The organism is Xanthomonas sp. AC360, from assembly GCF_979258225.1.
Map to the genome: position 1 here is coordinate 3,690,986 of NZ_OZ409846.1, position 25,326 is coordinate 3,716,311.

The 25,326-nt window shown below is 65.8% G+C and carries 22 protein-coding genes and 2 other RNA genes; 19 read left to right on the forward strand and 5 right to left on the reverse strand.

Annotation, left to right across the window (positions count from 1 at the left end):
* Nucleotides 1-86: 86 nt before the first annotated feature.
* Nucleotides 87-476: a VOC family protein gene (locus tag ACZZ0O_RS15865; RefSeq protein WP_463591233.1), complete on the reverse strand. Its 390-nt coding sequence runs from the start codon at nt 474-476 to the stop codon at nt 87-89.
* Complete coding sequence (locus ACZZ0O_RS15870) at nt 473-1,270, reverse strand: enoyl-CoA hydratase-related protein (RefSeq protein ID WP_463592469.1); 798 nt, start codon at nt 1,268-1,270, stop codon at nt 473-475. Before ACZZ0O_RS15870 ends, ACZZ0O_RS15865 begins: the two co-directional genes overlap by 4 nt.
* 116 nt (nt 1,271-1,386) lie before the next feature.
* Here ACZZ0O_RS15870 and ACZZ0O_RS15875 point away from each other — a divergent pair, with 116 nt between their 5' ends.
* From ACZZ0O_RS15875 to recJ, 15 genes are all read left to right on the forward strand, one after another.
* Nucleotides 1,387-1,635 (forward strand): FeoA family protein, encoded by a 249-nt coding sequence (locus ACZZ0O_RS15875; RefSeq protein ID WP_055846464.1) that lies wholly within the window; start codon nt 1,387-1,389, stop codon nt 1,633-1,635.
* Nucleotides 1,632-3,491, forward strand: coding sequence for a ferrous iron transporter B (gene feoB / locus ACZZ0O_RS15880; RefSeq protein ID WP_463591234.1), 1,860 nt, complete (start codon nt 1,632-1,634; stop codon nt 3,489-3,491). Before ACZZ0O_RS15875 ends, feoB begins: the two co-directional genes overlap by 4 nt.
* A gap of 1 nt (nt 3,492) precedes the next feature.
* On the forward strand, nt 3,493-3,747 hold the full coding sequence (locus tag ACZZ0O_RS15885; RefSeq protein WP_463591235.1) for a DUF6587 family protein: 255 nt from the start codon (nt 3,493-3,495) through the stop codon (nt 3,745-3,747).
* A gap of 60 nt (nt 3,748-3,807) precedes the next feature.
* Complete coding sequence (locus ACZZ0O_RS15890) at nt 3,808-4,308, forward strand: nuclear transport factor 2 family protein (RefSeq protein WP_463591236.1); 501 nt, start codon at nt 3,808-3,810, stop codon at nt 4,306-4,308.
* Nucleotides 4,309-4,402: 94 nt separating this feature from the next.
* A non-coding RNA gene (locus tag ACZZ0O_RS15895) (sX9 sRNA) lies at nt 4,403-4,480 on the forward strand.
* 68 nt (nt 4,481-4,548) lie between these two features.
* Complete coding sequence (locus ACZZ0O_RS15900) at nt 4,549-5,751, forward strand: aminotransferase-like domain-containing protein (RefSeq protein WP_463591237.1); 1,203 nt, start codon at nt 4,549-4,551, stop codon at nt 5,749-5,751.
* Nucleotides 5,748-6,467, forward strand: a complete 720-nt coding sequence (locus tag ACZZ0O_RS15905) for an MOSC domain-containing protein (RefSeq protein ID WP_463591238.1) — start codon at nt 5,748-5,750, stop codon at nt 6,465-6,467. Before ACZZ0O_RS15900 ends, ACZZ0O_RS15905 begins: the two co-directional genes overlap by 4 nt.
* A gap of 62 nt (nt 6,468-6,529) precedes the next feature.
* Nucleotides 6,530-6,605: non-coding RNA, sX9 sRNA (locus ACZZ0O_RS15910), on the forward strand.
* Between the two features lie 319 nt (nt 6,606-6,924).
* The gene (gene dapB / locus ACZZ0O_RS15915; RefSeq protein WP_463591239.1) at nt 6,925-7,641 is read left to right on the forward strand and encodes a 4-hydroxy-tetrahydrodipicolinate reductase; all 717 of its coding nucleotides are present in this window, start codon (nt 6,925-6,927) and stop codon (nt 7,639-7,641) included.
* A gap of 239 nt (nt 7,642-7,880) precedes the next feature.
* A complete protein-coding gene (carA, locus tag ACZZ0O_RS15920; RefSeq protein WP_463591240.1) occupies nt 7,881-9,056 on the forward strand; it encodes a glutamine-hydrolyzing carbamoyl-phosphate synthase small subunit in 1,176 nt (391 codons plus the stop codon).
* Nucleotides 9,056-9,499 (forward strand): DUF6973 domain-containing protein, encoded by a 444-nt coding sequence (locus ACZZ0O_RS15925; protein ID WP_115561927.1) that lies wholly within the window; start codon nt 9,056-9,058, stop codon nt 9,497-9,499. The genes carA and ACZZ0O_RS15925 overlap by 1 nt, the downstream gene beginning before the upstream one ends.
* Before the next feature lie 8 nt (nt 9,500-9,507).
* Nucleotides 9,508-12,750, forward strand: a complete 3,243-nt coding sequence (gene carB, locus ACZZ0O_RS15930; RefSeq protein ID WP_323523045.1) for a carbamoyl-phosphate synthase large subunit — start codon at nt 9,508-9,510, stop codon at nt 12,748-12,750.
* A gap of 8 nt (nt 12,751-12,758) precedes the next feature.
* Nucleotides 12,759-13,223, forward strand: a complete 465-nt coding sequence (greA, locus tag ACZZ0O_RS15935) for a transcription elongation factor GreA (RefSeq protein WP_193552439.1) — start codon at nt 12,759-12,761, stop codon at nt 13,221-13,223.
* An 18-nt stretch (nt 13,224-13,241) separates the two neighbouring features.
* Entirely contained in the window at nt 13,242-14,162 is a 921-nt protein-coding gene (locus ACZZ0O_RS15940; protein ID WP_463591241.1) for a phosphoglycerate mutase, read from the forward strand.
* Nucleotides 14,159-15,898: a single-stranded-DNA-specific exonuclease RecJ gene (gene recJ / locus ACZZ0O_RS15945; RefSeq protein ID WP_463591242.1), complete on the forward strand. Its 1,740-nt coding sequence runs from the start codon at nt 14,159-14,161 to the stop codon at nt 15,896-15,898. The genes ACZZ0O_RS15940 and recJ overlap by 4 nt, the downstream gene beginning before the upstream one ends.
* Before the next feature lie 99 nt (nt 15,899-15,997).
* On the opposite strand, the gene ACZZ0O_RS15950 is transcribed toward recJ, so the two are convergent.
* The 3 genes from ACZZ0O_RS15950 to ACZZ0O_RS15960 all read right to left on the reverse strand — a co-directional run bounded on the left by ACZZ0O_RS15950 (nt 15,998) and on the right by ACZZ0O_RS15960 (nt 19,841).
* Nucleotides 15,998-17,029: a DUF1176 domain-containing protein gene (locus ACZZ0O_RS15950; RefSeq protein ID WP_463591243.1), complete on the reverse strand. Its 1,032-nt coding sequence runs from the start codon at nt 17,027-17,029 to the stop codon at nt 15,998-16,000.
* A gap of 298 nt (nt 17,030-17,327) precedes the next feature.
* Nucleotides 17,328-18,365 (reverse strand): DUF1176 domain-containing protein, encoded by a 1,038-nt coding sequence (locus ACZZ0O_RS15955; protein WP_463591244.1) that lies wholly within the window; start codon nt 18,363-18,365, stop codon nt 17,328-17,330.
* 264 nt (nt 18,366-18,629) lie between these two features.
* Entirely contained in the window at nt 18,630-19,841 is a 1,212-nt protein-coding gene (locus ACZZ0O_RS15960) for an acyltransferase family protein (RefSeq protein ID WP_463591245.1), read from the reverse strand.
* A gap of 159 nt (nt 19,842-20,000) precedes the next feature.
* Between ACZZ0O_RS15960 and ACZZ0O_RS15965 the strand changes: the two genes are divergently transcribed.
* The 4 genes from ACZZ0O_RS15965 to rpfG all read left to right on the forward strand — a co-directional run bounded on the left by ACZZ0O_RS15965 (nt 20,001) and on the right by rpfG (nt 25,323).
* Entirely contained in the window at nt 20,001-20,951 is a 951-nt protein-coding gene (locus ACZZ0O_RS15965) for a LytTR family DNA-binding domain-containing protein (protein ID WP_463592470.1), read from the forward strand.
* Between the two features lie 257 nt (nt 20,952-21,208).
* A protein-coding gene (gene prfB / locus ACZZ0O_RS15970; RefSeq protein ID WP_311239807.1) for a peptide chain release factor 2 occupies nt 21,209-22,334 on the forward strand; the annotation gives its coding sequence in 2 pieces (ribosomal slippage) (nt 21,209-21,283 and nt 21,285-22,334; 1,125 coding nt in all).
* A 195-nt stretch (nt 22,335-22,529) separates the two neighbouring features.
* Entirely contained in the window at nt 22,530-24,047 is a 1,518-nt protein-coding gene (gene lysS / locus ACZZ0O_RS15975; protein ID WP_115527696.1) for a lysine--tRNA ligase, read from the forward strand.
* 139 nt (nt 24,048-24,186) lie between these two features.
* A complete protein-coding gene (gene rpfG / locus ACZZ0O_RS15980; RefSeq protein ID WP_115553653.1) occupies nt 24,187-25,323 on the forward strand; it encodes a cyclic di-GMP phosphodiesterase response regulator RpfG in 1,137 nt (378 codons plus the stop codon).
* Nucleotides 25,324-25,326: the final 3 nt, after the last annotated feature.

Below are 25,326 nucleotides of genomic sequence, written 5' to 3' on the forward strand. Positions count from 1 at the left end.
AGTAGTGCGAACAGCGACCAACACCACACCGCGCACCGTCGCTGCGGTGCGTCGGCAATCATCAGTGAAAGACATCGTTAACGTGCTCATGCGGCGCGGTGACAGACCACTTCGATGTTGTTGCCATCGGGGTCGAGTACGAAAGCGCTGTAATAGTCAGGGTGATACTGCGTGCGCAGGCCAGGTGCACCATGGTTGCGGCCGCCTGCAGCGAGCGCAGCCCGATGAAACGCATCGACCTCGGCGCGGTGGGTGGCGGCCAACGCCAGATGCGTATTGCCCGGCGCCTGTGGGTCGGCGCCCAGCCAGAGAAATGGCCGCTCGATACCGAAGCCGGCGTGGGCGCGGGTGCCTGTTTGTTCTGCACTCAGCTCCGTGATCAATGCAATGTTCAATGGAGCCAATGCGGCCTGATAGAACGCCACGCTGGCGCCCAGGTCGCTGCATGCAAGTCCCACATGATCGATCACGCTCATCCCGCGTTCTCCGGCATCCAGGCCGGCGAGCGTTTTTCCAGGAATGCGCCCAGGCCCTCCTGGCCTTCGGGCGAGACGCGCAAGCGGGCGATCCACGCGGCGTTGGCGGCATCGATGGCATCGCGGTCGGCGGCCGGCAGCATCGAACGGACCAGCGACTTGGCCGTACTGGCGGCCAGCGGCGCGGCCGCCAGCAGCAGACGCACCTGCCGCTCCACCGCAATGTCCAGTTGATCGGCCGCCACCAGTTGATGCAGCAGCCCCAACAACTGCGCGGTGCCGGCGTCGAAGATCTCGCCGGTGGCGAACCAGCGGCGCGCCTGGCGTGCGCCGATGGCGGCGATGACATACGGCGAAATCACCGCGGGCAAGAGCCCCAGCTTGCTCTCGGTCAGGCCGAAGCGCGCCTCGGTGCAGCCGATGGCGATATCGCAGCACGCCACCAGCCCCACGCCGCCGCCGAAGGCTGCGCCGTTGACGCGCGCGATGGTGGGTTTGGGCAGTTCGTCGAGCGTGCGCATCAGGCGCGCCAGCGCCAGTGCATCGGCGGCATTCTCGGCCTCGCTGGCGGTGGCCATGCCGCGCATCCAGTGCAGGTCGGCGCCGGCGGAGAAGGCGCCGCCGTCACCGGTCAGGATCACCACGCGAATGTGCGCCGCCGTGCCGGCCTGCTGCAGTGCGTCGGTCAACGCGGCAATCAAGGTCGCATCGAAGGCGTTGTGGACGGTCGGGCGGTGCAGTCGCAAGCTGCGGACCGGTCCCTGGTCCTCAACGATCAAGCCGGTGTCCTGCATTGCGCATACGTCCATGAATGGGATGCGAACCATGATAGCGGCACGGGTCGCCGGAGCCATGACGCGGTGCGTCGATGCTAGAATTGAGAACCATTCCTAACAATCAGGCCGTCTTTGTGACGCTGTCCGACATGCCTTTGCATCGCGCCGCCATCGTGGACTCCGTGGAGGATCGTCTCCCCAACGACACGATCGCCCGGCGCCTGCGCGAGCTGGGGTTTGTCGCAGGCGAGGAAGTGACCGTGCTGGCCACCGGGCCGGTCGGCCGCGAACCGTTGCTGGTGCAGGTGGGCTACACGCGTTTTGCCCTGCGCCGCAGCGAGGCCGCGCGCGTGCAGGTGCGGACAGACGGAGCATCGGCATGAATGCGGCGGCCGTGCCGCTGCGTCTGGCGCTGGTGGGCAACCCCAACAGCGGCAAGACCGCGCTGTTCAACCAGCTGACCGGCAGTCGCCAGAAGGTAGCCAATTACACCGGCGTCACTGTCGAGCGTAAGGAAGGGCATTTCCGTGCGCCGTCCGGTCGCGACTTTGCGGTGCTCGATCTGCCCGGCGCCTACAGCCTGCAACCGGCCAGCCTGGACGAAGCGATCACCCGCGACCTGTGCCGTGGTTTCTACCCCGGCGAGCCGGCGCCGGACGTGCTGGTGTGCGTGATGGATGCCACCAACCTGCGCCTGCATCTGCGCTTTGCGCTGGAGCTGCGCGAGTTGGGGCGGCCGATGATCGTGGCACTGAACATGGTCGACGCCGCGCAACGGCGTGGCATCGTGATCGATCTGCCGGCGCTGGAGCAGGCGCTCGGCGTGCCGGTGGTGCAGACCGTCGCGGTGCGACGCGGTGGCGCCAGGGCGCTGGTCGAGCGCATCGATGCGCAGGCCGCCAGCCTGGTGGCACCGACCGCCACGCCGCCTGCCGACGGTAATTATCATGCGCAGGTGCGGCAGATCCTGAGCGCGGCGGTGACCATGCCGACGCGGACCTCGCGCGTGGACGATGCGCTGGACCGCTGGCTGCTGCACCCGATCTGGGGGTTGGTGACGTTGGCGGTGGTGATGTTCCTGATCTTCCAGGCGGTGTATGCCTGGGCCACGCCGATGATGGACCTGATCGATGCCGGCACTGCACTGCTGGGCGAATGGGTGGGCACCACGCTGCCGGAGGGCCCGCTCAACAGCCTGCTCAAGGACGGCATCATTGCCGGTCTGGGCGGGGTGATCGTCTTCCTGCCGCAGATCCTGATCCTGTTCGCCTTCATTCTGGCACTGGAAGAATCCGGCTATCTGCCGCGTGCGGCATTCCTGCTCGATCGCATGATGGCGGCAGCCGGCCTGTCCGGGCGCTCGTTCATTCCGTTGCTGTCGAGCTTTGCCTGTGCGGTGCCGGGCATCATGTCCACGCGCAGCATCCAGGACCCGCGCGACCGGCTCGCCACCATCATGGTCGCCCCATTGATGACGTGCTCGGCGCGCCTGCCGGTGTACGCGCTGCTGATCGGTGCGTTCATTCCGCAGAAAACCGTCTGGGGCATCTTCAATCAGCAGGGGCTGATCCTGTTCGCCCTGTATGCCGCCGCCATCGTCAGTGCGTTGTTGGTGTCGTGGACGATGAAGAAGTGGCGTCGCGACAAAAGCGAGCATCCCTTGATGCTGGAGCTACCGTCGTACCGCGTGCCGCAGCTGCGCGACCTGGCCTTGGGCTTGTGGGAACGCGCGGTGATCTTTCTCAAGCGCGTCGGCGGCATCATCCTGGCGCTGACCATCCTGCTGTGGTTCCTGCTGTCGTTCCCGGCCGCGCCGGTCAATGCGACCTTACCGCCGATCGACTACAGCTTTGCCGGCCGCATCGGCCACGCGATGGCGGTGTTCTTCGCGCCGCTGGGTTTCAACTGGCAGATCTGCATCGCGTTGATTCCCGGGCTGGCCGCGCGCGAAGTGGCGGTGGCGTCGCTGGCCACCGTCTATGCGTTGTCGGCTGCCGATGACGACGCAGCGGCGCAGGCCTTGTCGCCGCTGATCAGCGACGGCTGGTCGCTGGCCACCGCGCTGTCGCTGCTGGTCTGGTACATCTACGCGCCGATGTGCATCTCCACCCTGGCCACGATCAAGCGCGAAACCAACTCGTGGAAGCAGATGACCATCAGTGCGGTCTACCTGTTCGCACTGGCCTATCTGGCCTCGCTGGTGACCTACCAGCTGGCCATGTTGTTTGGCGCCGGCTGACATGGATCTTTCGCTCACCCTGCAATACCTGGTCATCGCTATCGCGGTGCTGATCAGCCTGTGGGTGGTGATGAAGAAGCAATTCCCGAGCGCCTTGCGACGCATGCGCGGCGCGCTGGCGCTGGCGTTGCTGCGCGATGGGCGACCGGCCTGGATGCAGGCCCTGGGGCGACGCGTGGCGCCGCCGGCCACGCAAAGCAGTGCGGCCTGCGGTGGTTGCGACAGTTGCGGCCCAGTGCCAACGCGCAAGCACTGATCCCGTTCGCCTCGGTTAAACTTGCACGGCCGCAGGACGCGGCGTGACAGGGGGCAGTACATGCGTTTGCTGGTGTTGTTGGCGGTTTTGGCCGCGGTTGCGGGGTTGTACAACTATGGTGGCAACGCGCTCGACGAGACGCAGGTGCGCGATTTCTACGCGGCGCACGACAAGGCGATGGTGAGTCAGGATGGTGAGGCGCTCTGCGCCATGACCGCGCCGGAATTCGAAATGGTGGTGCTGTACCGCATGGACTCCCATCAGAAACGCGAGACCGTCAGTCGCGCCAAGTACTGCAAGTCCAACGGCGAGTGGGCACAGGTGCTGCAGCAGATGCGCTCTGTGGCCGAGCCGGAAGAGCTGATGGACTACAAGCATTCGATTACCAAGATCGAGATCGCGCCCGATGAGCAATCGGCGATAGTCGAAACACGTGCAACGCTCGGCTTGCCGGGTCTGCGCATGACATTCCGTTCGCGCGACAAGGTGGTGCGCAAGCGCTGGAAGACTTTGATCACGCGTAGCGAAGGCACCGCCTGGGTTGGTCCGGCGTATCGGTAGCTCGTAGCGTGGCGCCTTTTTTGCTGCCGCCAAGAGCGTCTAACGACGCGACTGCGCGCACCGCCAGTTGGGCGCGGTCGATGCTCGGTGCGGCAGTGTCCACTCGTCCGCTCCGGTTCTAGGCGCGACCGTCCACACCCACCTGGCGACGGCTCGCTACGTTCTGTCAGCGCTCTACATCGCAGCACGCACGCTGCAGTGCACAGCGCCGGCGTTACGGGCGTTGGGTATGCTTGCGGCATGACGACCTCCTTCCAGATCTCCCGACGTGCGCAGGCGCTGACCAGTTCGGCGATTCGCGAAATCCTCAAGGTGACCGAGCGGCCGGAGGTGACGTCCTTCGCCGGCGGTCTGCCATCGCCGGCGACCTTTCCGGTCGAGCGCATGCGTGCGGCCAGCGATCAGGTACTGCGCGATGCGCCGCAGGTAGCGTTGCAATACGGCCCCACCGAGGGCTATGCGCCGCTGCGCGAATGGGTGGCCGCGCGGCTGAGTCGCGATGGCGCCACGATCCGGCCCAGCCAGGTGCTGATCACCACCGGCTCGCAGCAAGGCCTGGATCTGCTCGGCAAGGTGTTCATCGACGAAGGCAGCAAGGTGCTGGTGGAGACGCCGAGTTATCTGGGCGCATTGCAGGCATTTTCGCTGTTCCAACCAGCGTTTGTCGGCATGCCATCGGACGACGATGGCGTGGTGGTGGATGCGCTGGATCCGGCGCTGCTGGCCGATGCGCGCTTTCTGTATTGCCTGCCCAATTTTCAGAATCCCACTGGTCGTCGCCTGCCATTGGCGCGACGTCAGGCGCTGGTCGCGCGTGCGGCCGAGGCCGGTGTGCCGATCGTCGAAGACGACCCGTACGGCGAGCTGTACTACAGCGGCGAACCCTTACCGAGCCTGTTGTCGATGAACCCGGAAGGCGTCATCTACATGGGCTCATTCTCCAAGGTGTTGGCGCCCGGGTTGCGGTTGGGGTATGTCGTCGCGCCGGAGGCGGTGCTGGGCAAGCTGATCCAGGCCAAGCAGGCGGCCGATCTGCATACGCCTTCGTTCACCCAGCGCATGGTGTATCAGACGCTGCAGGACGACTTTCTCGACACGCATATCCCGCAGATCCGCGCGCTGTATGCGCGGCAGTGCAGCCTGATGTTGGAAGCCTTGGACCGCCACTTCCCGGCGCAGGTGCAGTGGAATCGCCCCGAAGGCGGCATGTTCCTGTGGGTGACGCTGCCGCCGGGTCTGGATGGCACCGTGCTGCTGGCGCGTGCGATCGCACGCAATGTCGCCTTCGTGCCGGGTGCGCCGTTCTTTGCGACCTTGCCGCAAGTCAACACGCTGCGGCTGTCGTTCGTCACCGTGCCGGGCGAGAAGATCGATGCCGGTATCCAGGTGCTGGGTGAGGTGCTGCGCGAGGCGCTGGCCGAACTGCCAGGGCAGGGCGCATGACATCGCCCGCATTGGTGTCGCAAGCGCCGGTTGCCACGCACATCGATAGCGTGGCAATTGGTGTTGCGCGCGACTTCACCCGCCCCGGCAGCCGCAGCGCGATCGACAAGCGCGTCGTACACGGGTCGCTGCAGGTGGGTGTCGAAGGACTGCAAGGCGACGAGCAGGGCGACCGGCGCGTGCATGGCGGGCCGGACAAGGCGATTCATCATTATCCGCGCGACCACTATGCTGCCTGGCGCAACGAGATTGGCGCGCATGCACTGCTGGAAGCGGCCGGCGCGTTCGGCGAGAACCTCAGCAGCACCGGCCTGACCGAGGCCACGGTCTGCCTTGGCGATCGCTTTAGGTTGGGCACGGCCGTGGTGGATGTCTCGCAGCTGCGTCAACCGTGCTGGAAGCTGTCGGACCGCTTCGGTGTGCGCGACATGGCGCGCCGGGTGCAGGAAACCGGCCGCACCGGCTGGTATTACCGCGTACTGCAGCCCGGTGCCGTGGCCTCCGGCGACACGCTGACACTGCAGGAGCGGCCGCATCCGAAGTGGAGCCTGTCGCGGGTACAGCAGGTGCTGTATGCACGCGAAGTCGATGTCGCGGCCATCACCGAGCTGCTACGTCTTCCGTTGGTGCCGTCGTGGCAGGCCTTGTTCGAGCGCCGCCTGCAGCGCAGCGAAGTGGAAAGCTGGAGCAGGCGCCTGACCGGCGTCGACGAATAAGAGCAGCTAACAAACCGACTGTGCTCACCGCCAGGCGGGCGCGGCCGGTGCTCGGAATCCTCTTGTACGACTCGTACGCGTCAGTTGCTGTGCGCCGTGCACACCCAGCTGACGACTGCTCGCTACGTTTTGTTAGCCGCTCCGGGCAGTCGTCGCGCTCTGCGGTTAGTGATTAGCCGGCGGTGGCCGCCCGCGCAGAACCGCGCAAAACAACGTCACCCGCCGCATCAGCGCTGAAGGCCAAAGCGCATCGCCGCGCACGCACAGTCTCCACAGATGCGCGCAGCCAGCCGCGGCGCCACTGCAAACATCAGCAAGCAACAGGCCACTCCACATCCACCAAACCACGACATCCCCCCAATCGCTCAGACCGCACACACCGCTCTGACGATTCCCCAATCCCGATTCCCGATTCCCGCACCTTGTGCAACCCCCACCGCCTCGCTAGCCTGCGGGCATGACAACGTCCCCTGTAAAAGTGTTGATCCACGGCGCCTCCGGGCGGATGGGCAAGGCATTGCTGCGCCTGGCGGCTGAAGACGACGCGTTGCATGTCGTCGGCGCGGTGGTAGGGCGCTCGCCATCGCAGCGTGTGGTGGACGGCGTGCCGTTCTTTGCCGCCAGCGAACTCGGCGGTGCACCAGCCTTCGATGTGGCCATCGACTTCAGCCTGCCGCAAGGTTTTGCGCCGATTCTGGCGCTGTGCGCGCAGCGCGGTAAGCCGCTGGTGTCCGGCACCACGGGGCTGGACGAAGTGCAACGCACCGCGCTGCGCGATGCCGCGCAACAGATTCCGTTGGTGTGGGCCTCCAACTTCAGCCTGGGTGTCGCGGTGCTCACCGAATTGGTCGAGCGCGCCGCCGGCACCTTGCCAGGCTGGGATTGCGACATCATCGAAGCGCATCACGTGCACAAACAGGACGCGCCATCCGGTACCGCATTGACGCTGGGCGAAGCGGCCACCGGCAGCGGCGCGCAGCCGAGGTTTGCCAGCCTGCGGGCCGGCGACATCGTCGGCGAGCACACGGTGCAGTTCACCGGGCTGGGCGAGCGCGTCGAGCTGGTGCACCGCGCCACCAATCGCGACATCTTCGCGCGCGGCGCCCTGCACGCGGCCAAACGCCTGATCGGCCGGCCGGCCGGCAGCTACCGGGTACGCGACCTGGTGCTGTAAGACATCGCGCAACCGCGTATGAACAACTGCGCGGTTGCGCGGCCTATTCATGCCGCCGTTGCGATGCGCCCGGCGCATTGACTGCGCTGCAGGCTGGCAAGCCGGGGCACTTGCCTTTACAATTCTCGCTTGCCCGAACCAGCGTCGGACCGGTCCCCAGCACCGCGTCCGCGCTTTGCTGCAACCGGAATTTGGCCGGAAGCGCATCGGAGTCCCAGGCAGCCAGAGCGAGACCCCACGTGACCCAACCCGCAATCCTTGTCCTCGAAGACGGCACCGTGTTCGAGGGCGAATCCGTAGGCGCCACCGGGCTTTCCGTCGGTGAAGTGGTGTTCAACACCGCCATGACCGGCTATCAGGAAGTCCTGACCGATCCCTCCTACGCCCGCCAGATGGTCACGCTGACCTATCCGCACATCGGCAATACCGGCTTTACCGACCAGGACGACGAGGCCCGCAAGATCTGGGCCGCCGGCCTGATCGTGCGCGATGTGCCGCGCCGCCCCAGCAACTGGCGCAGCCAGGTGGCCTTGCCGGAGTGGCTACAGGCCCGCGGCGTGGTCGCCATCTCCGGCATCGACACCCGCAAGCTGACCCGCCTGTTGCGCGAGAAGGGCGCCCAGAACGGCGCGCTGATGGCCGGCGAGATCGACGTCGAAAAGGCACTGGAAGCCGCGCGCAAGTTCCCCGGCCTAAAGGGCATGGATCTGGCCAAGGTGGTCTCCACCGAGACGCGTTACACCTGGCAGGAAGGCTCACTCGATCTGAACTCCGGCACCTTTCTCGGCCTCGGTGCGTTGAAGAGTGGGAAGTCCGCAGATGCAGGTGCGGACTCTGTCGAGGGACGCACGTTCAAGGTCGTGGCCTACGACTACGGTGTGAAGATCAACATCCTGCGCATGCTGGCCGAGCGCGGGTGCGACGTCACCGTGGTGCCGGCTCAGACCCCGGTAGCTGAGGTGCTGGCGATGCAGCCCGATGGCGTGTTCCTGTCCAACGGCCCAGGCGACCCGGAGCCCTGCGATTACGCGATTGCCGCGATCAAGGAACTGATCGCGCAGAAGATGCCCACCTTCGGCATCTGCCTGGGCCACCAGTTGCTGGCGCTGGCCGCCGGCGCGAAGACGGTGAAGATGACCACCGGCCACCACGGCGCCAATCACCCGGTGCAGGATCTGGATGGCGGGCGGGTGATGATCACCTCGCAGAATCATGGCTTTGCGGTGGACGAAACCACACTGCCGGCTAATGTGCAGGTCACCCATCGCTCGCTGTTCGATGGCACCAACCAGGGCATCGCCCTGACCGACGCACCGGCGTTCTCGTTCCAGGGCCACCCGGAAGCCTCGCCAGGTCCGCGCGATGTGGGGCCGTTGTTCGACCGGTTTACCGCGTTGATGGCGGCCAGGGCCTGATGATGGCGTCGTTGGCTCTGCCGTCGCGACCGCGCCGTTGGCGTGTGTACGTGTTGGCGGCGCTGGCGCTGGCGGCCTATCCGGCGTTCGTGCTGGTTGCGGTGTATTCGCAGTGGCTCGGCGCTGGGTTGGCAGGTGGACGCAACGGCCCGGCCGATGCGTATCGGCACAGCCTTGCAAGCGCCATCGTCGCCTACACCTTGTCCCCGCGCTGCGTGGATTTGGTGACCGCGGTGATGGAGCGCGGCGGGCAGGGCAACGCCAGTCGGGCGATGGATGCCCACAACAACACGATCGGCGCGCGCATTGGCGCGGCCGCTCCGAGCTGGGCCGCGATGCAGCGAGAGGTTCGCGCCGCGGTCGACCATGGTGCGATCGATGCCCGATCGCCCGACCAGATTACCTGGCGCGCCCCTGCGGCGTGGCAGGACCGACTTTACTGAGGACCCCCATGCCAAAGCGCACCGACCTAAAAACCATTCTGATCATCGGCGCCGGCCCGATCGTCATCGGCCAGGCCTGCGAGTTCGATTACTCCGGCGCGCAGGCGTGCAAGGCGCTGCGCGACGAGGGCTACCGCGTGGTGCTGGTCAACAGCAACCCGGCCACGATCATGACCGACCCGGACATGGCCGATGCGGTGTACATCGAGCCGATCAACTGGCAGACGGTCGAAAAGATCATCGCCAAGGAAAAGCCCGATGCGCTGCTGCCGACCATGGGCGGGCAGACCGCGCTGAACTGCGCGCTGGATCTGGCCGACCACGGCGTGCTGGAGAAGTACAACGTCGAGTTGATTGGCGCCAAGCGCGAAGCGATTCGCATGGCCGAAGACCGCGAGCTGTTCCGCGTGGCGATGGGCGAAATCGGCCTGGATTGCCCCAAGGCCGAAGTGGCGCACACGCTGGAAGAAGCGCTGGATATCCAGACCCGCGTCGGCTACCCGACCATCATCCGCCCCAGCTTCACCCTGGGCGGTAGCGGTGGCGGCATCGCCTACAACCGCGAAGAACTGATCGACATCGTCGGCCGCGGCCTGGAACTGTCGCCGACCACCGAAGTGCTGGTGGAAGAATCGGTGCTGGGCTGGAAGGAATTCGAGATGGAAGTTGTGCGCGATACCGCGGACAACTGCATCATCGTCTGCGCGATCGAAAACCTCGACCCGATGGGCGTGCACACCGGCGACTCGATCACCGTGGCGCCGGCACAAACGCTCACCGACAAGGAATATCAGCGCCTGCGCGATGCGTCCATTGCAGTGCTGCGCAAGATCGGCGTGGATACCGGCGGCTCCAACGTGCAGTTCGGCATCAGCCCGACCAATGGCCGGGTGGTGGTGATCGAGATGAATCCGCGCGTGTCGCGTTCGTCGGCGCTGGCCTCCAAGGCCACCGGTTTCCCGATCGCCAAGGTCGCCGCCAAGCTGGCGGTGGGCTACACGCTGGACGAATTGCGCAACGAGATCACCGGTGGGTTGACCCCGGCCTCGTTCGAGCCGTCGATCGATTATGTGGTCACCAAGATTCCGCGCTTTGCGTTCGAAAAATTCCCGCAGGCCGATGCGCGCCTGACCACGCAGATGAAGTCGGTGGGCGAGGTGATGGCGATGGGCCGCACCTTCCAGGAATCGCTGCAGAAGGCGCTGCGTGGCCTGGAAACCGGCAAGATCGGGCTGGACCCGACCGGCCTGGATCTGGGTAGCGAAGACGATATCGCTGCGCTCAAGCGCGAGCTCAAGGCTCCCGGCCCGGAGCGTCTGTTCTATGTGGCCGATGCGTTCCGCGCCGGCATGAGCGTGGACGAGGTGTATGCGCTGTCGTTCATCGACCCCTGGTTCCTGGATCAGATCGAAGAGCTCGTCAGCCACGAGCAGCAGCTGGCCGACGATGGCATGGCCGCGCTGGACGCGCCGCGTCTGCGCAAGCTCAAGCGCGCAGGTTTCTCCGATGCGCGCCTGGCCGAGCTGATCGGCAGCAACGAAGAATCGGTGCGCACGCTGCGTCGCGCGTTGAAGGTGCGCCCGGTCTACAAGCGCGTCGACTCGTGCGCGGCCGAATTCGCCACCAGCACCGCGTACCTGTATTCGACCTACGAGGACGAATGCGAAGCGCTGCCGACCAATCGCGACAAGATCATGATCTTGGGCGGTGGCCCCAACCGCATCGGTCAGGGTATCGAGTTCGATTACTGCTGCGTGCATGCGGCGCTGGCGCTGCGCGATGACGGCTACGAGACCATCATGGTCAACTGCAACCCGGAAACCGTCTCCACCGATTACGACACCTCCGACCGTCTGTACTTCGAGCCGCTGACGCTGGAAGACGTGCTGGAAATCGTCGAGCTGGAACAGCCCAAGGGCGTGATCGTGCAATACGGCGGCCAGACCCCGCTGAAGCTGGCGCGCGCGCTGGAAGCCAATGGTGTGCCGGTGATCGGCACCTCGCCGGACTCGATCGATCTGGCCGAAGACCGCGAGCGTTTCCAGCAGCTGGTCGACAAGCTGGGCCTGAAGCAGCCGCCGAACCGCATTGCCCGCAATCCGGAAGAAGCGCTGGTGCTGGCGCGCGAGATCGGCTACCCGCTGGTGGTGCGCCCGAGCTACGTGCTGGGCGGCCGCGCCATGGAGATCGTGTACGGCGAATCCGATCTGGCGCGCTATGTGCGCGATGCGGTGAAGGTGTCCAACGATTCGCCGGTGCTGCTGGACCGCTTCCTCGACAATGCGGTGGAAGTGGACGTGGACATCATTGCCGACAAGGACGGCAACGTGTTGATCGGCGGGCTGATGGAGCACATCGAAGAAGCCGGCGTGCACTCGGGCGACTCGTCGTGCTCGCTGCCGCCGTATTCGCTCTCGCCCAAGACTCAGGCCGAGCTGCGTCGCCAGGTGGTGATGCTGGCCGAAGGTTTGAACGTGGTTGGCCTGATGAACACCCAGTTTGCGGTGCAGGTGGATGAGGCCGGCGACGATGTTGTGTTCCTGCTGGAAGTGAACCCGCGTGCTTCGCGCACCGTGCCGTTCGTGTCCAAGGCCATCGGCATCCCGCTGGCCAAGATCGCCGCACGCTGCATGGCCGGTAAGACGCTGGCCGAGCAGGGCGCCACCAAGGAAATCGTGCCGGACTATTACTCGGTGAAGGAGGCGATCTTCCCGTTCGCCAAGTTCCAGGGCGTGGACCCGATCCTCGGGCCGGAGATGCGCTCCACCGGTGAGGTGATGGGCGTGGGCCGCAGCTTCAGCGCCGCGTTTGCGCGCGCGCAGGAAGCCGGCGGCATCAAGGCACCGCCTGTGGGCAAGGCCTTCGTCTCGGTGCGCGACCCGGACAAGAAGCGCGTGCTGCCGGTGGCGCAGGCGTTGGTGGAACGCGGCTTCAGCCTGGTGGCCACGCGCGGCACCGGTGCCTGGCTGCAACAGAACGGGCTGAGTTGCGAGATCGTCAACAAGGTGGCCGAAGGCCGCCCGCATATCGTCGACTCGATCAAGAACGGCGAGATCGTCTATATCGTCAACACCACCGAAGGTCGCGCCGCCATCTCGGATTCGTTCTCGATCCGTCGTGAAGCGCTGCAGCATCGCGTGACCTATTCGACCACTGTCGCCGGCGCCAAGGCGCTGGTGCATTCGCTGGAATTCCGCGGCACCGGCCCTGTCTGGTCGCTGCAGGAACTGCACAAGGAGCTGGAAGCATGAGAGCACCCATGACCGCGAAGGGCGCGCTGCGCCTGCGCGAAGAACTCGATCAGTTGAAGTCGGTCAAGCGTCCGGCGGTGATCAGTGCGATCGCCGAAGCGCGCGCGCACGGCGACCTGAAGGAAAACGCCGAATACCATGCCGCGCGTGAGCAGCAGAGCTTCATCGAAGGCCGCATCAAGCAGCTGGAAGGCGAGCTCTCGCATGCCGAGATCATCGACATCACCAAGTTGTCGGCCGGCAGCAAGATCGTGTTCGGCGCCACCGTGACCCTGGCCGATACCGAGACCGACGAAGAGAAGCGCTACCAGATCGTTGGCGATCTGGAGGCGGACATCAAGATGGGCATGATCGCGATTTCTTCGCCGTTGGCGCGCGCCCTGATCGGCAAGCTGGAAGGCGATTCGGTCACCATCGACGCGCCGGCGGGCCAACGCGAGTACGAAGTGGTCACCGTCGCGTATCTGGATTGACGCACTGACGCCTGAGCGATGACGACCGCAACGCTGCTGCTGCCCGAAAAACGCCGTCTGCCCGGAACGCTGGACAACGCGGTAGTGGCCAGTGCCCTGGCGCGCGCCGATCTGCACACCGCCGATGTCGGCGAAGTGGCGCAGTTGCAGCGGCATTTCACGCTGACGCCAGCGCAGTGGCCGGTGGCGGCATTGACCCGGCAACTGGATGCCGGCGATGCCGCAGGCGCCACCTGGGTGCGTGCCGACCCGGCCTATGTGGTGCCGGACATGCAGGGCGCACGCCTGATGGGCTACGGCGAGGCGCTTGGCGCCACCGCCGAGGACCTGGCGGTGCTGCTGCCGATCCTCAAACCGATGTTCGGCGATGCCGGATTTGTGCTCGATGCGCCGACGCCATCGCGCTGGTATCTGCGTCTGTCGCCGGATGCCAAGCTGCCGGACTTCGCGCCGCCGGATGTGGCGATCGGCGACGACCTGTTCGAGCATCTGCCGGCCGGCGATTCCGGCCGGCGCTGGCGTGCCTTGCTGACCGAAGCGCAGGTGTTGCTGCATCAGCATCCGTGGAACGAAGGCCGCGTGGCCAGTGGCAAGCCGGCGATTAATTCGCTGTGGTTCTGGGGCGGCGGCGCACTGCCGCATGCAGTGACATCGCCGCATCGGCAGGTGCGCAGCCGCGAGTCGTTGCTGCGCGCGCTGGCGCTGGCGGCCAGTGCCGATGCGCAGGGCGATCAACGCGTGGATGCGTTGGTGGACTTGCGCCATCTGCGCTCGCTGCAGCAGTTTGGCGACGACGCAGTGGCACCACTGCTGGCGGCGATGGCACGTAGCGAACTGGATCGGCTGGTGCTGGATTTCCAGGACGGCGAAACGCTGACGTTGGCACGCACGCAACGCTGGCGGTTCTGGCGCACGCCACGGCAGCAACTGGCGCAATGACCTCCACTCCCCGGATCGTCCGGCGCCCGCCAGGGCAGGCCGGAAGCTGGCCCGATGCCATGTTGCCGCTACTGCGCCGCATCTACGCCGCGCGCGGTGTCCGCGATGCGCAGGGCGCGCAGCCGCGGCTGGGCCAGTTGCTCTCGCCGGAGCTGCTGCACAACAGCGACGTGGCCGCCAACCTGCTGGCCGATGCGATCGCTCAGCAACGGCGCATCCTGGTGGTAGGCGATTTCGACTGCGATGGCGCCACCGCCTGCGCGGTTGGCGTGCGCGGTTTGCGCATGCTCGGCGCGCTGGATGTGCACCACGCCGTGCCCAATCGCATGGTGCACGGCTATGGCCTGTCGCCTGCCTTGGTGGACGAGCTGGCTGCGCTGCAACCGGAGGTGCTGGTCACCGTCGATCACGGCATCGCCTGCCATGCCGGCGTGGCCGCCGCCAAGGCGCGCGGCTGGACGGTGCTGGTCACCGACCACCATCTACCAGGCGAGGTGCTGCCGCCGGCCGATGCGATCGTCGACCCGAACCTGGCGGTCGACAGCTTTCCCAGCAAATCGCTGGCCGGCGTCGGCGTGATCTTTTACGTGTTGCTGGCGCTGCGCAGTGCGCTGCGCGCGCGCGGCGCGTTTGCCGACCGCGCCGAGCCGGATCTGTCGGTGTTGCTGGATCTGGTCGCCGTCGGCACGGTGGCCGATCTGGTGCCGCTGGATACCAATAACCGCGCGCTGGTGTCGGCCGGGTTGCGTCGGCTGCGCGAGGGCAAGGGCTGCATCGGATTGCGCGCGCTGATCGATGCCAGCGGCCGCGATGTCGCGCGTCTGAGCGCCAGCGATATCGGCTTCGCGCTCGGGCCGCGCTTGAACGCGGCCGGCCGGCTGGAAGACATGGCATTGGGCATCGAGCTGCTGCTCAGCGAAGACTGGAACCGGGCGCGCGAGATCGCCGCCACACTCGAAGAGATCAATGCCGAGCGCCGCGCGGTGCAGCAGTTGATGACCGACGATGCCGAGCAGGCGGTGACCAAGGTGGTGCTGGATGCCGATGGCGCCTTGCCGATCGCCGCCTGCCTGTTCGATGCGGAATGGCACCCCGGCGTGATCGGCTTGGTCGCCTCCAAATTGAAAGACCGGTTGCACCGTCCGGTGATCGCGTTGGCCCCGGCCGAGCCGGGCAGCAGCCAGTTGCGCGGTTCGGCGCGGTCCATTCCCGGCCTGCATATCCGCGACGTGCTGGCGGCGGTGGATGCGCGTCATCCGGGCTTACTGCAGAAGTTCGGCGGCCATGCGATGGCGGCGGGCTTGAGCATGGATCATGCCGCGCTGGCGACCTTCGAGCAGGCGTTTCAGGCGCAGGTGCACGCGATGGTGGATGCGTCGCTGCTGCATGCCGAGTTGCACAGCGATGGCGAGCTGGCCGCGCACGAACTCGATCACGTGCATGCCGAAGCGCTGCGTGTGGCCGGACCGTGGGGGCAGGGCTTTCCAGAGCCGCTGTTCGACGGCGAGTTCGAGATATTGCAATGGCGTCTGCTCAAGGAACGCCATCTCAAGCTGACCTTGCGGTGCGCCGGTCGTGCCGAGCCGCTCAATGCCATCCATTTCAACGGTTGGCGCGGCAGCGAACCGGCACGCAAGGTGCGGCTGGCGTATCGGTTGGTCAGCGACGATTACCGCGGCGGCACTGCGGTGCAATTGATCGTCGAGCATTGCGAACCGGTCGTGGTCACGGCCTGAGCCGAATGCGTGGCGACTTGCCTGCCTGCGCTGGCTTGGTATGAGTGCAAATAACTGCGGGCGCCCAATGGCGCCCGCAGCTGTCAGACAACAACGCTGTTACTTCTTGACTGCGGTCACCAGCGTGGGGAGCTGCCAGGCACCGCCGGCGATGCCGCGGCACAGACCGGAATTGGATTTGGCGGTCTGCACAAAGCGCTGTCCAGTCCAGCCCCAGCTGGCATCGACCGAGCAATCGCCCAGCCCACGTCCCTTCTGCGACGAGCGAATCGTCGACCCGCTCAGATCGGTGCCCTGCAGGGTCACCAGCACAGGTGCGAACGGCGCGCGGGCGTTGACCACCCAATACCCCATGCCGAGGTTGTAGGCACCCAGCGTGCAGGCAGCCGACACCAGCAGCTTGTCGTTGCTCAGGCGCGCGATGTTCAGCGGTTCCTGCGCGCCGCCAGGCTCCAGTGCCTGGCATTGCTCGTTGGCAGGTAGAGCGGTTTTCAGCGCGGCATACAGCGCCGGCAGACGCGCCAGCTTGGCATCTCCGGGTTGCGCGGCAGCGAGCTTGGCCAGGTGCACCTGTGGAGCCGGCAGTGCCGGCAACACCGCCGATTCATTGCCCTTGCCCTTGCGGACCAGCGCGCCGCGGGTGCCCAGGCGGCCCTGGAACTCATCCATCTTGAGCAGCACGGCGCTGGCGCCCTGATCGGAGAGCTGCCAACGGCGGCCATCGTTACCCACCGCCGCAATGGCTGCGCTCTCACCGGTCAGTGCCGTCAGCAGTGCGCTGGTCTGGGCGGCGCTCAGCGTGGCGCTGCCTGTCGCGCCTTGCAGATTCAGGGGGCCGAGATCGCGCTTGCCGATGGACAGTGTCAGTGTCGAGGGAACGGTAGCCTGCTTGAGCTGCCCGATTTTGAGCTGCGCGGTCACCGGTTGTGCAGCTCCGGCCTTGCGGGTGAGCAGCACAGAGACCGCCGGTTCGGTGTCCTCCGGTTGGTAGCCGGCGGCACGGCAGGTGCGGGTGTTGTCGCAGGCGATCGTCCAGTCCTTGTGACTGAAGTCGATACCGGTTGCGGAGGCGGCGGCAAGTGCTGCGCCAGGCGAGAGTATCAGTGCGGCGGCGATCAGGTTGATGCGCATGTCTTTCTTTCAGGGTGGATCGAGCCGGCATCTTGAGCGCTCGTTTCCAACGCCGTCTATACGGTCTCGCGCTGCTACCTAGTAGATCCGTGGAGCCGTTCAGTTCGACGCGCGTGGCCGGCAGCGCTACCGCTGCGGCCTTGCGAAATCTTGTCCGTTCATGCGATCTGCAGTGCAGAGATTCAGGCTGGAGCCGGCTAGGTCGAACGACATCGCTGAGCAGAAATCCGGCGGTGGCTGTTCTCTGCGGCGGTCGCGGCCGCACGGCTACGGGCGGCCGCACTGTCCCTTGCCTGGATCAAGGTGACTGCTTGACCTCGGCCACCACCGTTGGCAGTTCCCAGGCGCCGCCGGCGGCCACCAGTCGGCACAGGCCCGATGTGGATTTGGAGGTCTGCACGAAGCGACGGCCGTCCCAGGTCCAGCGCTCCTCGCTGTAGCAATCGCTCAGGCCGCGGCCTTTTTGCGAGGACAGGATGGTGGAGCCATCCAGATCGCTGGCATGCGTGGTGATCAAGGTCGGTGCAAACGGCGCACGCGCGTTGACCACCCAGAAGCCGGTGCCGATGTTGTAGGCGCCCATCCAGCAATCGGTCGACACCAGCAGCTTGTCGCTGCTCAGGCGGGCGATGGTCAGCGGTTCGGCGGCATCGCTGGCATCCAGGCCCTTGCATTCTTCATCGGCCGGAAGCGTGGCGCGTAGTGCCTGGTATAGCGCCGGCAAGCTGCCCAGACCTGCGTCGCCGGCCTGCGCTGCGGCCAGCTTGGCCGCGCGGACCTGCGGGACCGGCAACGCCGGCAGCACGGTTGCCTCGTCGCGATCTCCCTTGCGCACCAGCGCGCCGCGCGTGCCCAGCCGGCCCTGAAATTCGTCCATCTTCAGCAGCGTTGCCGCCGCGCCGCGATCGGATAGCTGCCAGCGGCGGCCATCGTCGCCGAGCGCCACGATCTTGCTGCTGCGGGTCAGTGCCGCCAGCAGTGCGGCGACCTGCGTGCTGCTCAAGACTGCGGTGCCGCTCTTGCCATCCAGCGCCAGCTTGCCCAGATCGCGCTGATCGATCTGCAGGCTCAGCGACGCCGGCAGCTTGATCTCGTCGTACTGGCCCAGCATCAGCTCGGCCGTCACCGCCTGGCCGGCACCGGCCTTGCGCGTCAGCAGCACCGATACCGGCAGGTGCTCGCCTTCGTCCGGCTGGTATCCGGCGGCGCGGCAGGTGCGTGTGTTGTCGCAGGCGATGGTCCAGTCGTCATGACTGAAATCGACACTGGTGGCAGGCGCGGCAAGCGCGAGTGCGGGGCTGCACAGCAAGGCCGCGGCAAGCAGGTCGTAACGCATCGAAGTTCCTTCATCGCAGGTCCGGGCCGGCATCTTGCGATGCCGACCGCAGGGCGTCCAGGCGAATCGTCCGCAGGCAGTGGAGGCAATTCATGACGGCGAGTGTGTCAACTCGCTGCGGTGCATCTGCGCGCCCCCGTGATCGACCACACTGCGCGCTGCAGATGGACTGCGATCTGCGCGCGGTGCCCGGGTTGTTCTGGCGACGATGCGCTAACGGCATTGTCTGTGCGGTCTTGTCTGCCGGCCTGTCGCTTTCAGCGATCACACCTGCGTCAGCGTTGCCGTGGCGCGCACCCTGGTCGGCGATTCCCGCATCGGCATCCCGAACAGCGGACGCAGCCAGCGCACGCGGCGGATAAGGTATTCGTGCAATAGCAGGCAGCCGGCAACGGTGGAGGCGAACACCAGCGACGGTTCCAGCCACGGGCCCAGGTGCAACGGCGCCAACCAGTACAGCGCCAGGATGATCAGGCTCTGATGCAGGATGTACCAGGGGAACACGGCTTGGGTGCAGTACGGCAGCCACGCGAAGGGGCGGTTCAAGCCATGCCTTGCCCAGCCGAACAGGGTCAGCAATGCCAGCCAGGTGTAGGCGGCGCGCGCCAGCCGCTCGACTACGTCCCAGGGAACTGCAGCCAGCAGGGCGGGCAGCTGCACCGGATCGAGCGAGCGGCCCAGATGGCGGATGCTCAGCTCGGTGGCGATCGCCAGCAGTGCGGCGATCAGAGTTGGCCAACGCAGCTGCACTGACCACGTCCAGAAGCGTGCGTGATGGGCCAGCGCATATCCCAGCACGAACAACGGAAACGACTCGGCATGCACAAACCAGTCGCCAACCAGGGCGTGGGTCGGTGGGTGGCGCGGCATCACCCACAGCAGGCAGAAGGCCTCCCACAGGATGGGTGCCAGCAGCAGGGCCGGCAGCGCGATGGACGCCGGCACTGCTCGCAGCGACACGGGCAGCATGCGGCCCAGCGCGACCATGGCCATCAGTAACAAGGTGTAAGGCAGCAGATAGGCCAGATACCACAGATGGTTCCAGGTGATGCCGTGTTCCCAGCCATCGAAGCTGCCGGCCGGCCACGGCCGGACCTGCCAATAGCGCAGCAGGAAGTTGCCGAAGCCGGGCACGACCTTGCCGTTGCTGACGCCCTGGCAGTACGCCTGCACCGCCACCACCACGAACATGCCGAACAGCAGGGGTGGCAATAACCGGCCGCAGCGTCGCCAGGCGAACTGCCACGGCGCACGTTCTGCCCGCGCCAGACCGATCGCGATGCCGGAGATCATGAACAGCAACGGCATCCGCCAGCGGTTGAGCGCGATCATGGGCGCCTGCAGCCAGTCGGTGGTGTACGCACTCTTCAAATGGAAGTCCCAGCCGGCCACGTAGGCCATGCCCACGTGATAGAGGATCAGCAGGGCAAAGGCGAAGACGCGCAAGGCATCGATATCGTGGCGGCGCTCGGTCATGGGGGCGGTTGGTCGAGGAAGTGCACGCATCCTGCCCGCCGACCCGCATAAAGAAAGGGGCCAGGGGTGGAAACGCCCGCGCGCAGTGACCAGTCGCATCCTCCCAGGGACGAACGGGAGCAGTGGGGATGACGGTGTCGCCCCGTTGCGCAGGCCTCTATCATCGGCAGCTGCCAACTACGGACGTGCGCAATGGAAACGACCGGGCCGCGCCCGCCGACACCTCAGGACGGTGCGCGTCACTTCGCCACGCGCTGGGCAGTGACGATCTGGTTGCTGGTGTTTTACCTGAGCGCACTGGGCAACACGCTGACCGCATGGTTGGCGGGGCGTCGCGATGGCGAGGCGATCGTGCTGTGGCAGGTACTGAGCTGGGAGCTGACCAGCGCCATGGCATCGCTATTGTTGCTACCCGCGGTGTTCTGGCTCTGCGCACGTTGGCCGCTGCATGCCGATGTCTGGCGTCGCCATGTGCCGGTCTATCTGGCGGCTGCATTGGGTTGGTGGCTGGCGCACGTTGCCGGCATGGTGCTGTTGCGCAAGCTGGTTTACGCGCTGGCCGGTAGCCATTACGACTTCGGAGGCTGGCCGCTGCAGTGGTTTTATGAGTTGTCCAAGGATCTGCGTACCTTTGCGATGCTGGTGGCGTTGCAGCACGCATTGGGCTGGTACGCGCGGCGGCGCCAGGGCGAGGCCCATCTGTTTGCGGCACCGGACGAAGGCGCGCCGGAGGAGCCGCTGGACCGCCCGGAGCGCTTTCTGGTGCGCAAACTCGGCCGCGACTTTTTGGTCGCTACCGCCGATATCGAATGGGTCCAGGCCTCCGGCAACTACGTCAACCTGCGCGTGCGCGGCCATGACTATCCGTTACGCAGCACGATGGCGGCGATCGAAGCTAAATTGGACCCCGCAGTGTTCGTGCGGATCCATCGCAGCTATCTGGTGAATCTGGACCAGGTGCAGGCGATCGAACCGGTCGATTCTGGCGATGCGCGCGTGCATCTGCGCGACGCCACGGTGTTGCCGTGCAGTCGCAGTCATCTGGCCGACGTACGCGCGCGGGCAGGGCAGGGTGCCGTTGCGCGCCGCACAGATGCAGTGACGGTCTGAGGGCGCTAGAGCCATTGCGGAGCGGCACAGCTGGCCACGGCGCCTTGCATATCCGTCGCAGCCACTTCGCCCATGTTGCCGCCGCTGCGACATCAGCGCGTTGTGGTGAGGGGGGCCCGCAAGCCCTGCGGTCGCGCGCAACCGCAAGGCGGGCATCGAGACTGCCGGCTCTGAAGCGTGTGCAGCCCCGGCGCAACCGCGTTCCGCCACCGTCGCCCGCTTGCTAAACTAGCCCGCTTGTTTGCCGGAAGTCCGTCATGATCGAAACCAATCCGATCCGCCAGCGCATCACCGATCTCAACGATCGCGTGCTCTCGCTCAGGGGGTATCTTTGACTACGACGCCAAGAAAGAGCGTCTAGAGGAAGTCAGCCGGGAGCTCGAGAGCCCGGACGTGTGGAACGACGCCGAGCGTGCCCAGGCCCTGGGACGTGAGCGTTCCATGCTGGAAAAGACCGTCATCGGCATCGCCGATGTGCTGGCCGGCCTCACCGATGCCGGCGATCTGCTGGAACTGGCCGACAGTGAGCAGGACGAGGACACCGCGGTGGCGGTGATCGCCGATCTGGACAAGTACCAGATCCATGTCGAGAAGCTGGAATTCCAGCGCATGTTCTCCGGCGAGATGGACGGCTCCAATGCGTTCGTCGATATCCAGGCCGGCGCCGGTGGTACCGAGGCGCAGGACTGGGCGGAAATCCTGTTGCGCATGTATCTGCGCTGGGCTGAGTCGCGTGGCTGGAAGACCGAGCTGATGGAAGTGTCCGGCGGCGAAGTGGCAGGCATCAAATCGGCCACGATCCGCATCGAGGGCGAATACGCTTACGGCTGGTTGAAGACCGAGATCGGTGTGCACCGGCTGGTGCGCAAGTCGCCGTTCGACTCCGACAACCGCCGGCATACCAGCTTCACTTCGGTGTTCGTGTCGCCGGAAGTGGACGACAACATCGAGATCGACATCAACCCGGCCGACCTGCGTACCGACGTGTACCGCTCGTCCGGCGCCGGTGGTCAGCACGTCAACAAGACCGAATCGGCGGTGCGTATCACGCATATCCCGACCAATACGGTGGTTGCCTGCCAGACCGGCCGCAGCCAGCATCAGAACCGCGACAACGCGATGAAGATGCTGGCCGCCAAGTTGTACGAACTGGAAGTGCAAAAACGCAACGTCGAACGCGACGCGCTGGAAGCCACCAAGTCCGACATCGGTTGGGGCAGCCAGATCCGCAACTACGTGCTCGATCAGAGCCGTATCAAGGATCTGCGTACCGGCATCGAACGCAGCGACACGCAAAAAGTGCTGGACGGCGACCTGGACGAATTCGTCGAGGCCAGCCTGAAGGCCGGTCTGGCGGCAGGCTCCAAACGCCTGGACGCCTGACCACCGCGCGAGGTCGCAGCGGATGCGACGACCTTGCACGACGCTAGGCTGCATGCAGCGCAGCGCTACCCCGCGTTGCGGCAGCCAGACGTCAGGCCACCGACGCGCGACACCGTCAATGTAAGAGAGCCCGGCGCTGCCGGGCGCTCACTCCTCACCGGGCACGCGCCCGACTTCTAGCAGACCGACCCCGCCATGACCGAACAGACCCCCGCGCCACACCTTCCCGTCGACGAGAACAGCCTCATCGCCGAGCGTCGCGCGAAACTGGGCGCGTTGCGCGGCCAGGGCATCGCGTATCCCAACGACTTCGTGCGCGAGCATTTCGCCGGCGATCTGCAGGCCGAATTCGCCGATGCCGACAGCTGGACCCCCGAAGCGCTGGAAGCCAGCGGTCGCACCGTCAAGATGGCCGGCCGGCTGATGGCCAAGCGGGTGATGGGCAAGGCCAGCTTTGCGCAGATCCAGGACGAATCCGGGCGCGTGCAGTTGTTCCTGCAGGGCAATGTGCTCGGCGATGCCTATACCGCGTTCAAGGGCTGGGATGTCGGTGACATCGTGGCGGTGGAGGGCGGTCTGACCCGGACCAAGACCGGAGAGTTGTCGGTCAAGGCCAGCGCGCTGCGGCTGCTGACCAAGTCGCTGCGCCCGTTGCCGGACAAGTGGCACGGCCTGTCGGACGTGGAGCAGCGCTACCGCCAGCGCTACGTCGACCTGATCGTCACCCCGGAGGCACGCGAGGTCTTCATCAAGCGCTCCAAGATCATCCGTGCGATGCGCGCGTGGCTGGATGCGCGGCGTTTTCTGGAAGTGGAAACGCCGATGATGCATTACATCCCCGGCGGCGCCACCGCCAAGCCGTTCACCACCCACCACAACGCGCTGGATCTGGATCTGTACCTGCGCGTGGCGCCGGAGCTGTATCTCAAGCGGCTGGTAGTCGGTGGCCTGGAGCGCGTCTACGAGATCAACCGCAACTTCCGCAACGAAGGCGTGTCGACCCGGCACAACCCCGAGTTCACCATGCTCGAGCTCTACGAGGCCTACGCCACGTACCACGAGATCATGGATCTGACCGAGCAGGTCATCCGCGATACCGCGCACACGGTGCTGGGCACCACCCAGGTGAGCTGGGATGGCGCCGACATCGATCTGGCGCCGGCTTTCCGTCGCTGGCGCATGGATGAGGCCGTTCGTCACCACAATCCGGAAATCAGTGCGGCCGATTGCACCGATCGCGCCGCGCTGCTGCGCCATTGCGAACGGCTGAAGATCCGCACCAAGCCGTCTTACGGCTGGGGCAAGCTGCTGCTGGAAATCTTCGAAGCCACCGTCGAGCACACCCTGGTGCAACCGACCTTCATCACCGACCATCCGGTGGAGGTGTCGCCGCTGGCGCGTTCCAGCGACACCGAGCCGGGGTACACCGACCGCTTCGAGCTGTTCATCAACGGCAAGGAGCTGGCCAATGGCTTCTCCGAGCTCAACGACCCCGAAGATCAGGCCGCGCGCTTCCAGGCGCAGGTGCAGGCCAAGGACGGCGGCGACGACGAAGCGATGCACTACGACGCCGATTACATCCGTGCGTTGGAGTACGGAATGGCGCCGACCGGCGGCCTGGGCATCGGCATCGACCGGCTGGTGATGCTGCTGACCGGGAGCACCTCGATCCGTGATGTCCTGCTGTTTCCTTACATGCGCCCGGAAGCCTGATTTTTTTTGTGCGAACGCGTGCTCACGGCACAGATACTGCATATGCTAGGGCACAGCTCCGGACAGCGTTAGGTCCGGGGGAGTCGACACAGGGGTCGGCGTCACGCTTTTCCGTTCTCGGGATAGAGGAGCAACGGCTATGCAGGATGTTTTAGGGAATCCGGGCGGCATGGTGTCGGCGGATACATGGGGAAGCTGGGCGGAAAAGGCGGATCTGGGATTGAACATCGTCATTGTCGATGATCAGATGTCCGCGCGGACGATGCTGCGCCATGTTATCGAGGACATCGCGCCGGAGCTGAAGGTCTACGACTTCGGTGACCCGCTCGACGCGTTGGCCTGGTGCGAAGCCGGGCGCGTGGATCTGTTGCTGCTCGACTACCGCATGCCCGGGATGGATGGCCTGGAGTTCGCGCGGCGCCTGCGCCGGCTGCCGAGCCATCGCGATATTCCGATCATCCTGATCACCATCGTCGGCGACGAGCCGATCCGCCAGGCGGCGCTGGAAGCCGGGGTGATCGATTTCCTGGTCAAGCCGATCCGCCCGCGCGAGCTGCGAGCACGCTGCTCCAATCTGTTGCAGCTGCGTCAGCAGAGCGAGAGCGTCAAGCAACGCGCGCTGTCGCTGGAACAACGCCTGCTGGCCAGCATGAACGAGGTCGAAGAGCGCGAGCGCGAAACCTTGTCGCGGCTGGCGCGCGCCATCGAATATCGCGATTCGGGCACCAGCGCGTTCCTGGAGCGCATGTCGCATGTGGCCGGCCTGATCGCCGAACAGCTGGGATTGTCGGAAGAAGAAGTGCGCATCATCGAGATGGCCGCACCGCTGCACGACATGGGCAAGATCGCCATTCCCGACTCGGTGCTGCTCAAGCCAGGCAAGCTCACCGACGACGAGATGAGCGTGATGAAGCGCCACCCGCGGATCGGCTACGAGTTGCTCAGCGGCAGCCAGAACCGCTTCATCCAGGTGGGCGCCTTGATCGCGCTGCGCCACCACGAGCGCTACGACGGCACCGGGTATCCGGACGGCCTGGTCGGCGAGGCGATTCCGCTGGAAGCGCGCATCGTGGCGGTGGCCGACGTGTTCGACGCCCTGCTGTCGCCGCGCCCGTACAAGGAAGCGTGGACGATGGATGCCGCCCTGGCGTATCTCTACGCGCAACGCGGCCGCCTGTTCGACCCGCGCTGCGTGGATGCACTATTGCGCGGTCGCGCGCAGCTGGACCAGATCTGCGGTGAGTTCTCCACCGCATCGGCGCGGCCCGGGGTATAGGCC

Bases quoted from the DNA above. Each gene is read 5' to 3' on its own strand.
- ACZZ0O_RS15940 (WP_463591241.1), top strand. From the start codon at position 13,242: ATGACGACCGCAACGCTGCTGCTGCCCGAAAAACGCCGTCTGCCCGGA.
- recJ (WP_463591242.1), top strand. From the start codon at position 14,159: ATGACCTCCACTCCCCGGATCGTCCGGCGCCCGCCAGGGCAGGCCGGA.
- rpfG (WP_115553653.1), top strand. From the start codon at position 24,187: ATGCAGGATGTTTTAGGGAATCCGGGCGGCATGGTGTCGGCGGATACA.
- greA (WP_193552439.1), top strand. From the start codon at position 12,759: ATGACCGCGAAGGGCGCGCTGCGCCTGCGCGAAGAACTCGATCAGTTG.
- ACZZ0O_RS15905 (WP_463591238.1), top strand. From the start codon at position 5,748: ATGACATCGCCCGCATTGGTGTCGCAAGCGCCGGTTGCCACGCACATC.
- ACZZ0O_RS15885 (WP_463591235.1), top strand. From the start codon at position 3,493: ATGGATCTTTCGCTCACCCTGCAATACCTGGTCATCGCTATCGCGGTG.
- lysS (WP_115527696.1), top strand. From the start codon at position 22,530: ATGACCGAACAGACCCCCGCGCCACACCTTCCCGTCGACGAGAACAGC.
- dapB (WP_463591239.1), top strand. From the start codon at position 6,925: ATGACAACGTCCCCTGTAAAAGTGTTGATCCACGGCGCCTCCGGGCGG.
- ACZZ0O_RS15890 (WP_463591236.1), top strand. From the start codon at position 3,808: ATGCGTTTGCTGGTGTTGTTGGCGGTTTTGGCCGCGGTTGCGGGGTTG.
- carB (WP_323523045.1), top strand. From the start codon at position 9,508: ATGCCAAAGCGCACCGACCTAAAAACCATTCTGATCATCGGCGCCGGC.
- ACZZ0O_RS15955 (WP_463591244.1), bottom strand. From the start codon at position 18,365: ATGCGTTACGACCTGCTTGCCGCGGCCTTGCTGTGCAGCCCCGCACTC.
- ACZZ0O_RS15870 (WP_463592469.1), bottom strand. From the start codon at position 1,270: ATGCAGGACACCGGCTTGATCGTTGAGGACCAGGGACCGGTCCGCAGC.
- ACZZ0O_RS15900 (WP_463591237.1), top strand. From the start codon at position 4,549: ATGACGACCTCCTTCCAGATCTCCCGACGTGCGCAGGCGCTGACCAGT.
- ACZZ0O_RS15865 (WP_463591233.1), bottom strand. From the start codon at position 476: ATGAGCGTGATCGATCATGTGGGACTTGCATGCAGCGACCTGGGCGCC.
- ACZZ0O_RS15925 (WP_115561927.1), top strand. From the start codon at position 9,056: ATGATGGCGTCGTTGGCTCTGCCGTCGCGACCGCGCCGTTGGCGTGTG.
- ACZZ0O_RS15950 (WP_463591243.1), bottom strand. From the start codon at position 17,029: ATGCGCATCAACCTGATCGCCGCCGCACTGATACTCTCGCCTGGCGCA.
- feoB (WP_463591234.1), top strand. From the start codon at position 1,632: ATGAATGCGGCGGCCGTGCCGCTGCGTCTGGCGCTGGTGGGCAACCCC.
- ACZZ0O_RS15960 (WP_463591245.1), bottom strand. From the start codon at position 19,841: ATGACCGAGCGCCGCCACGATATCGATGCCTTGCGCGTCTTCGCCTTT.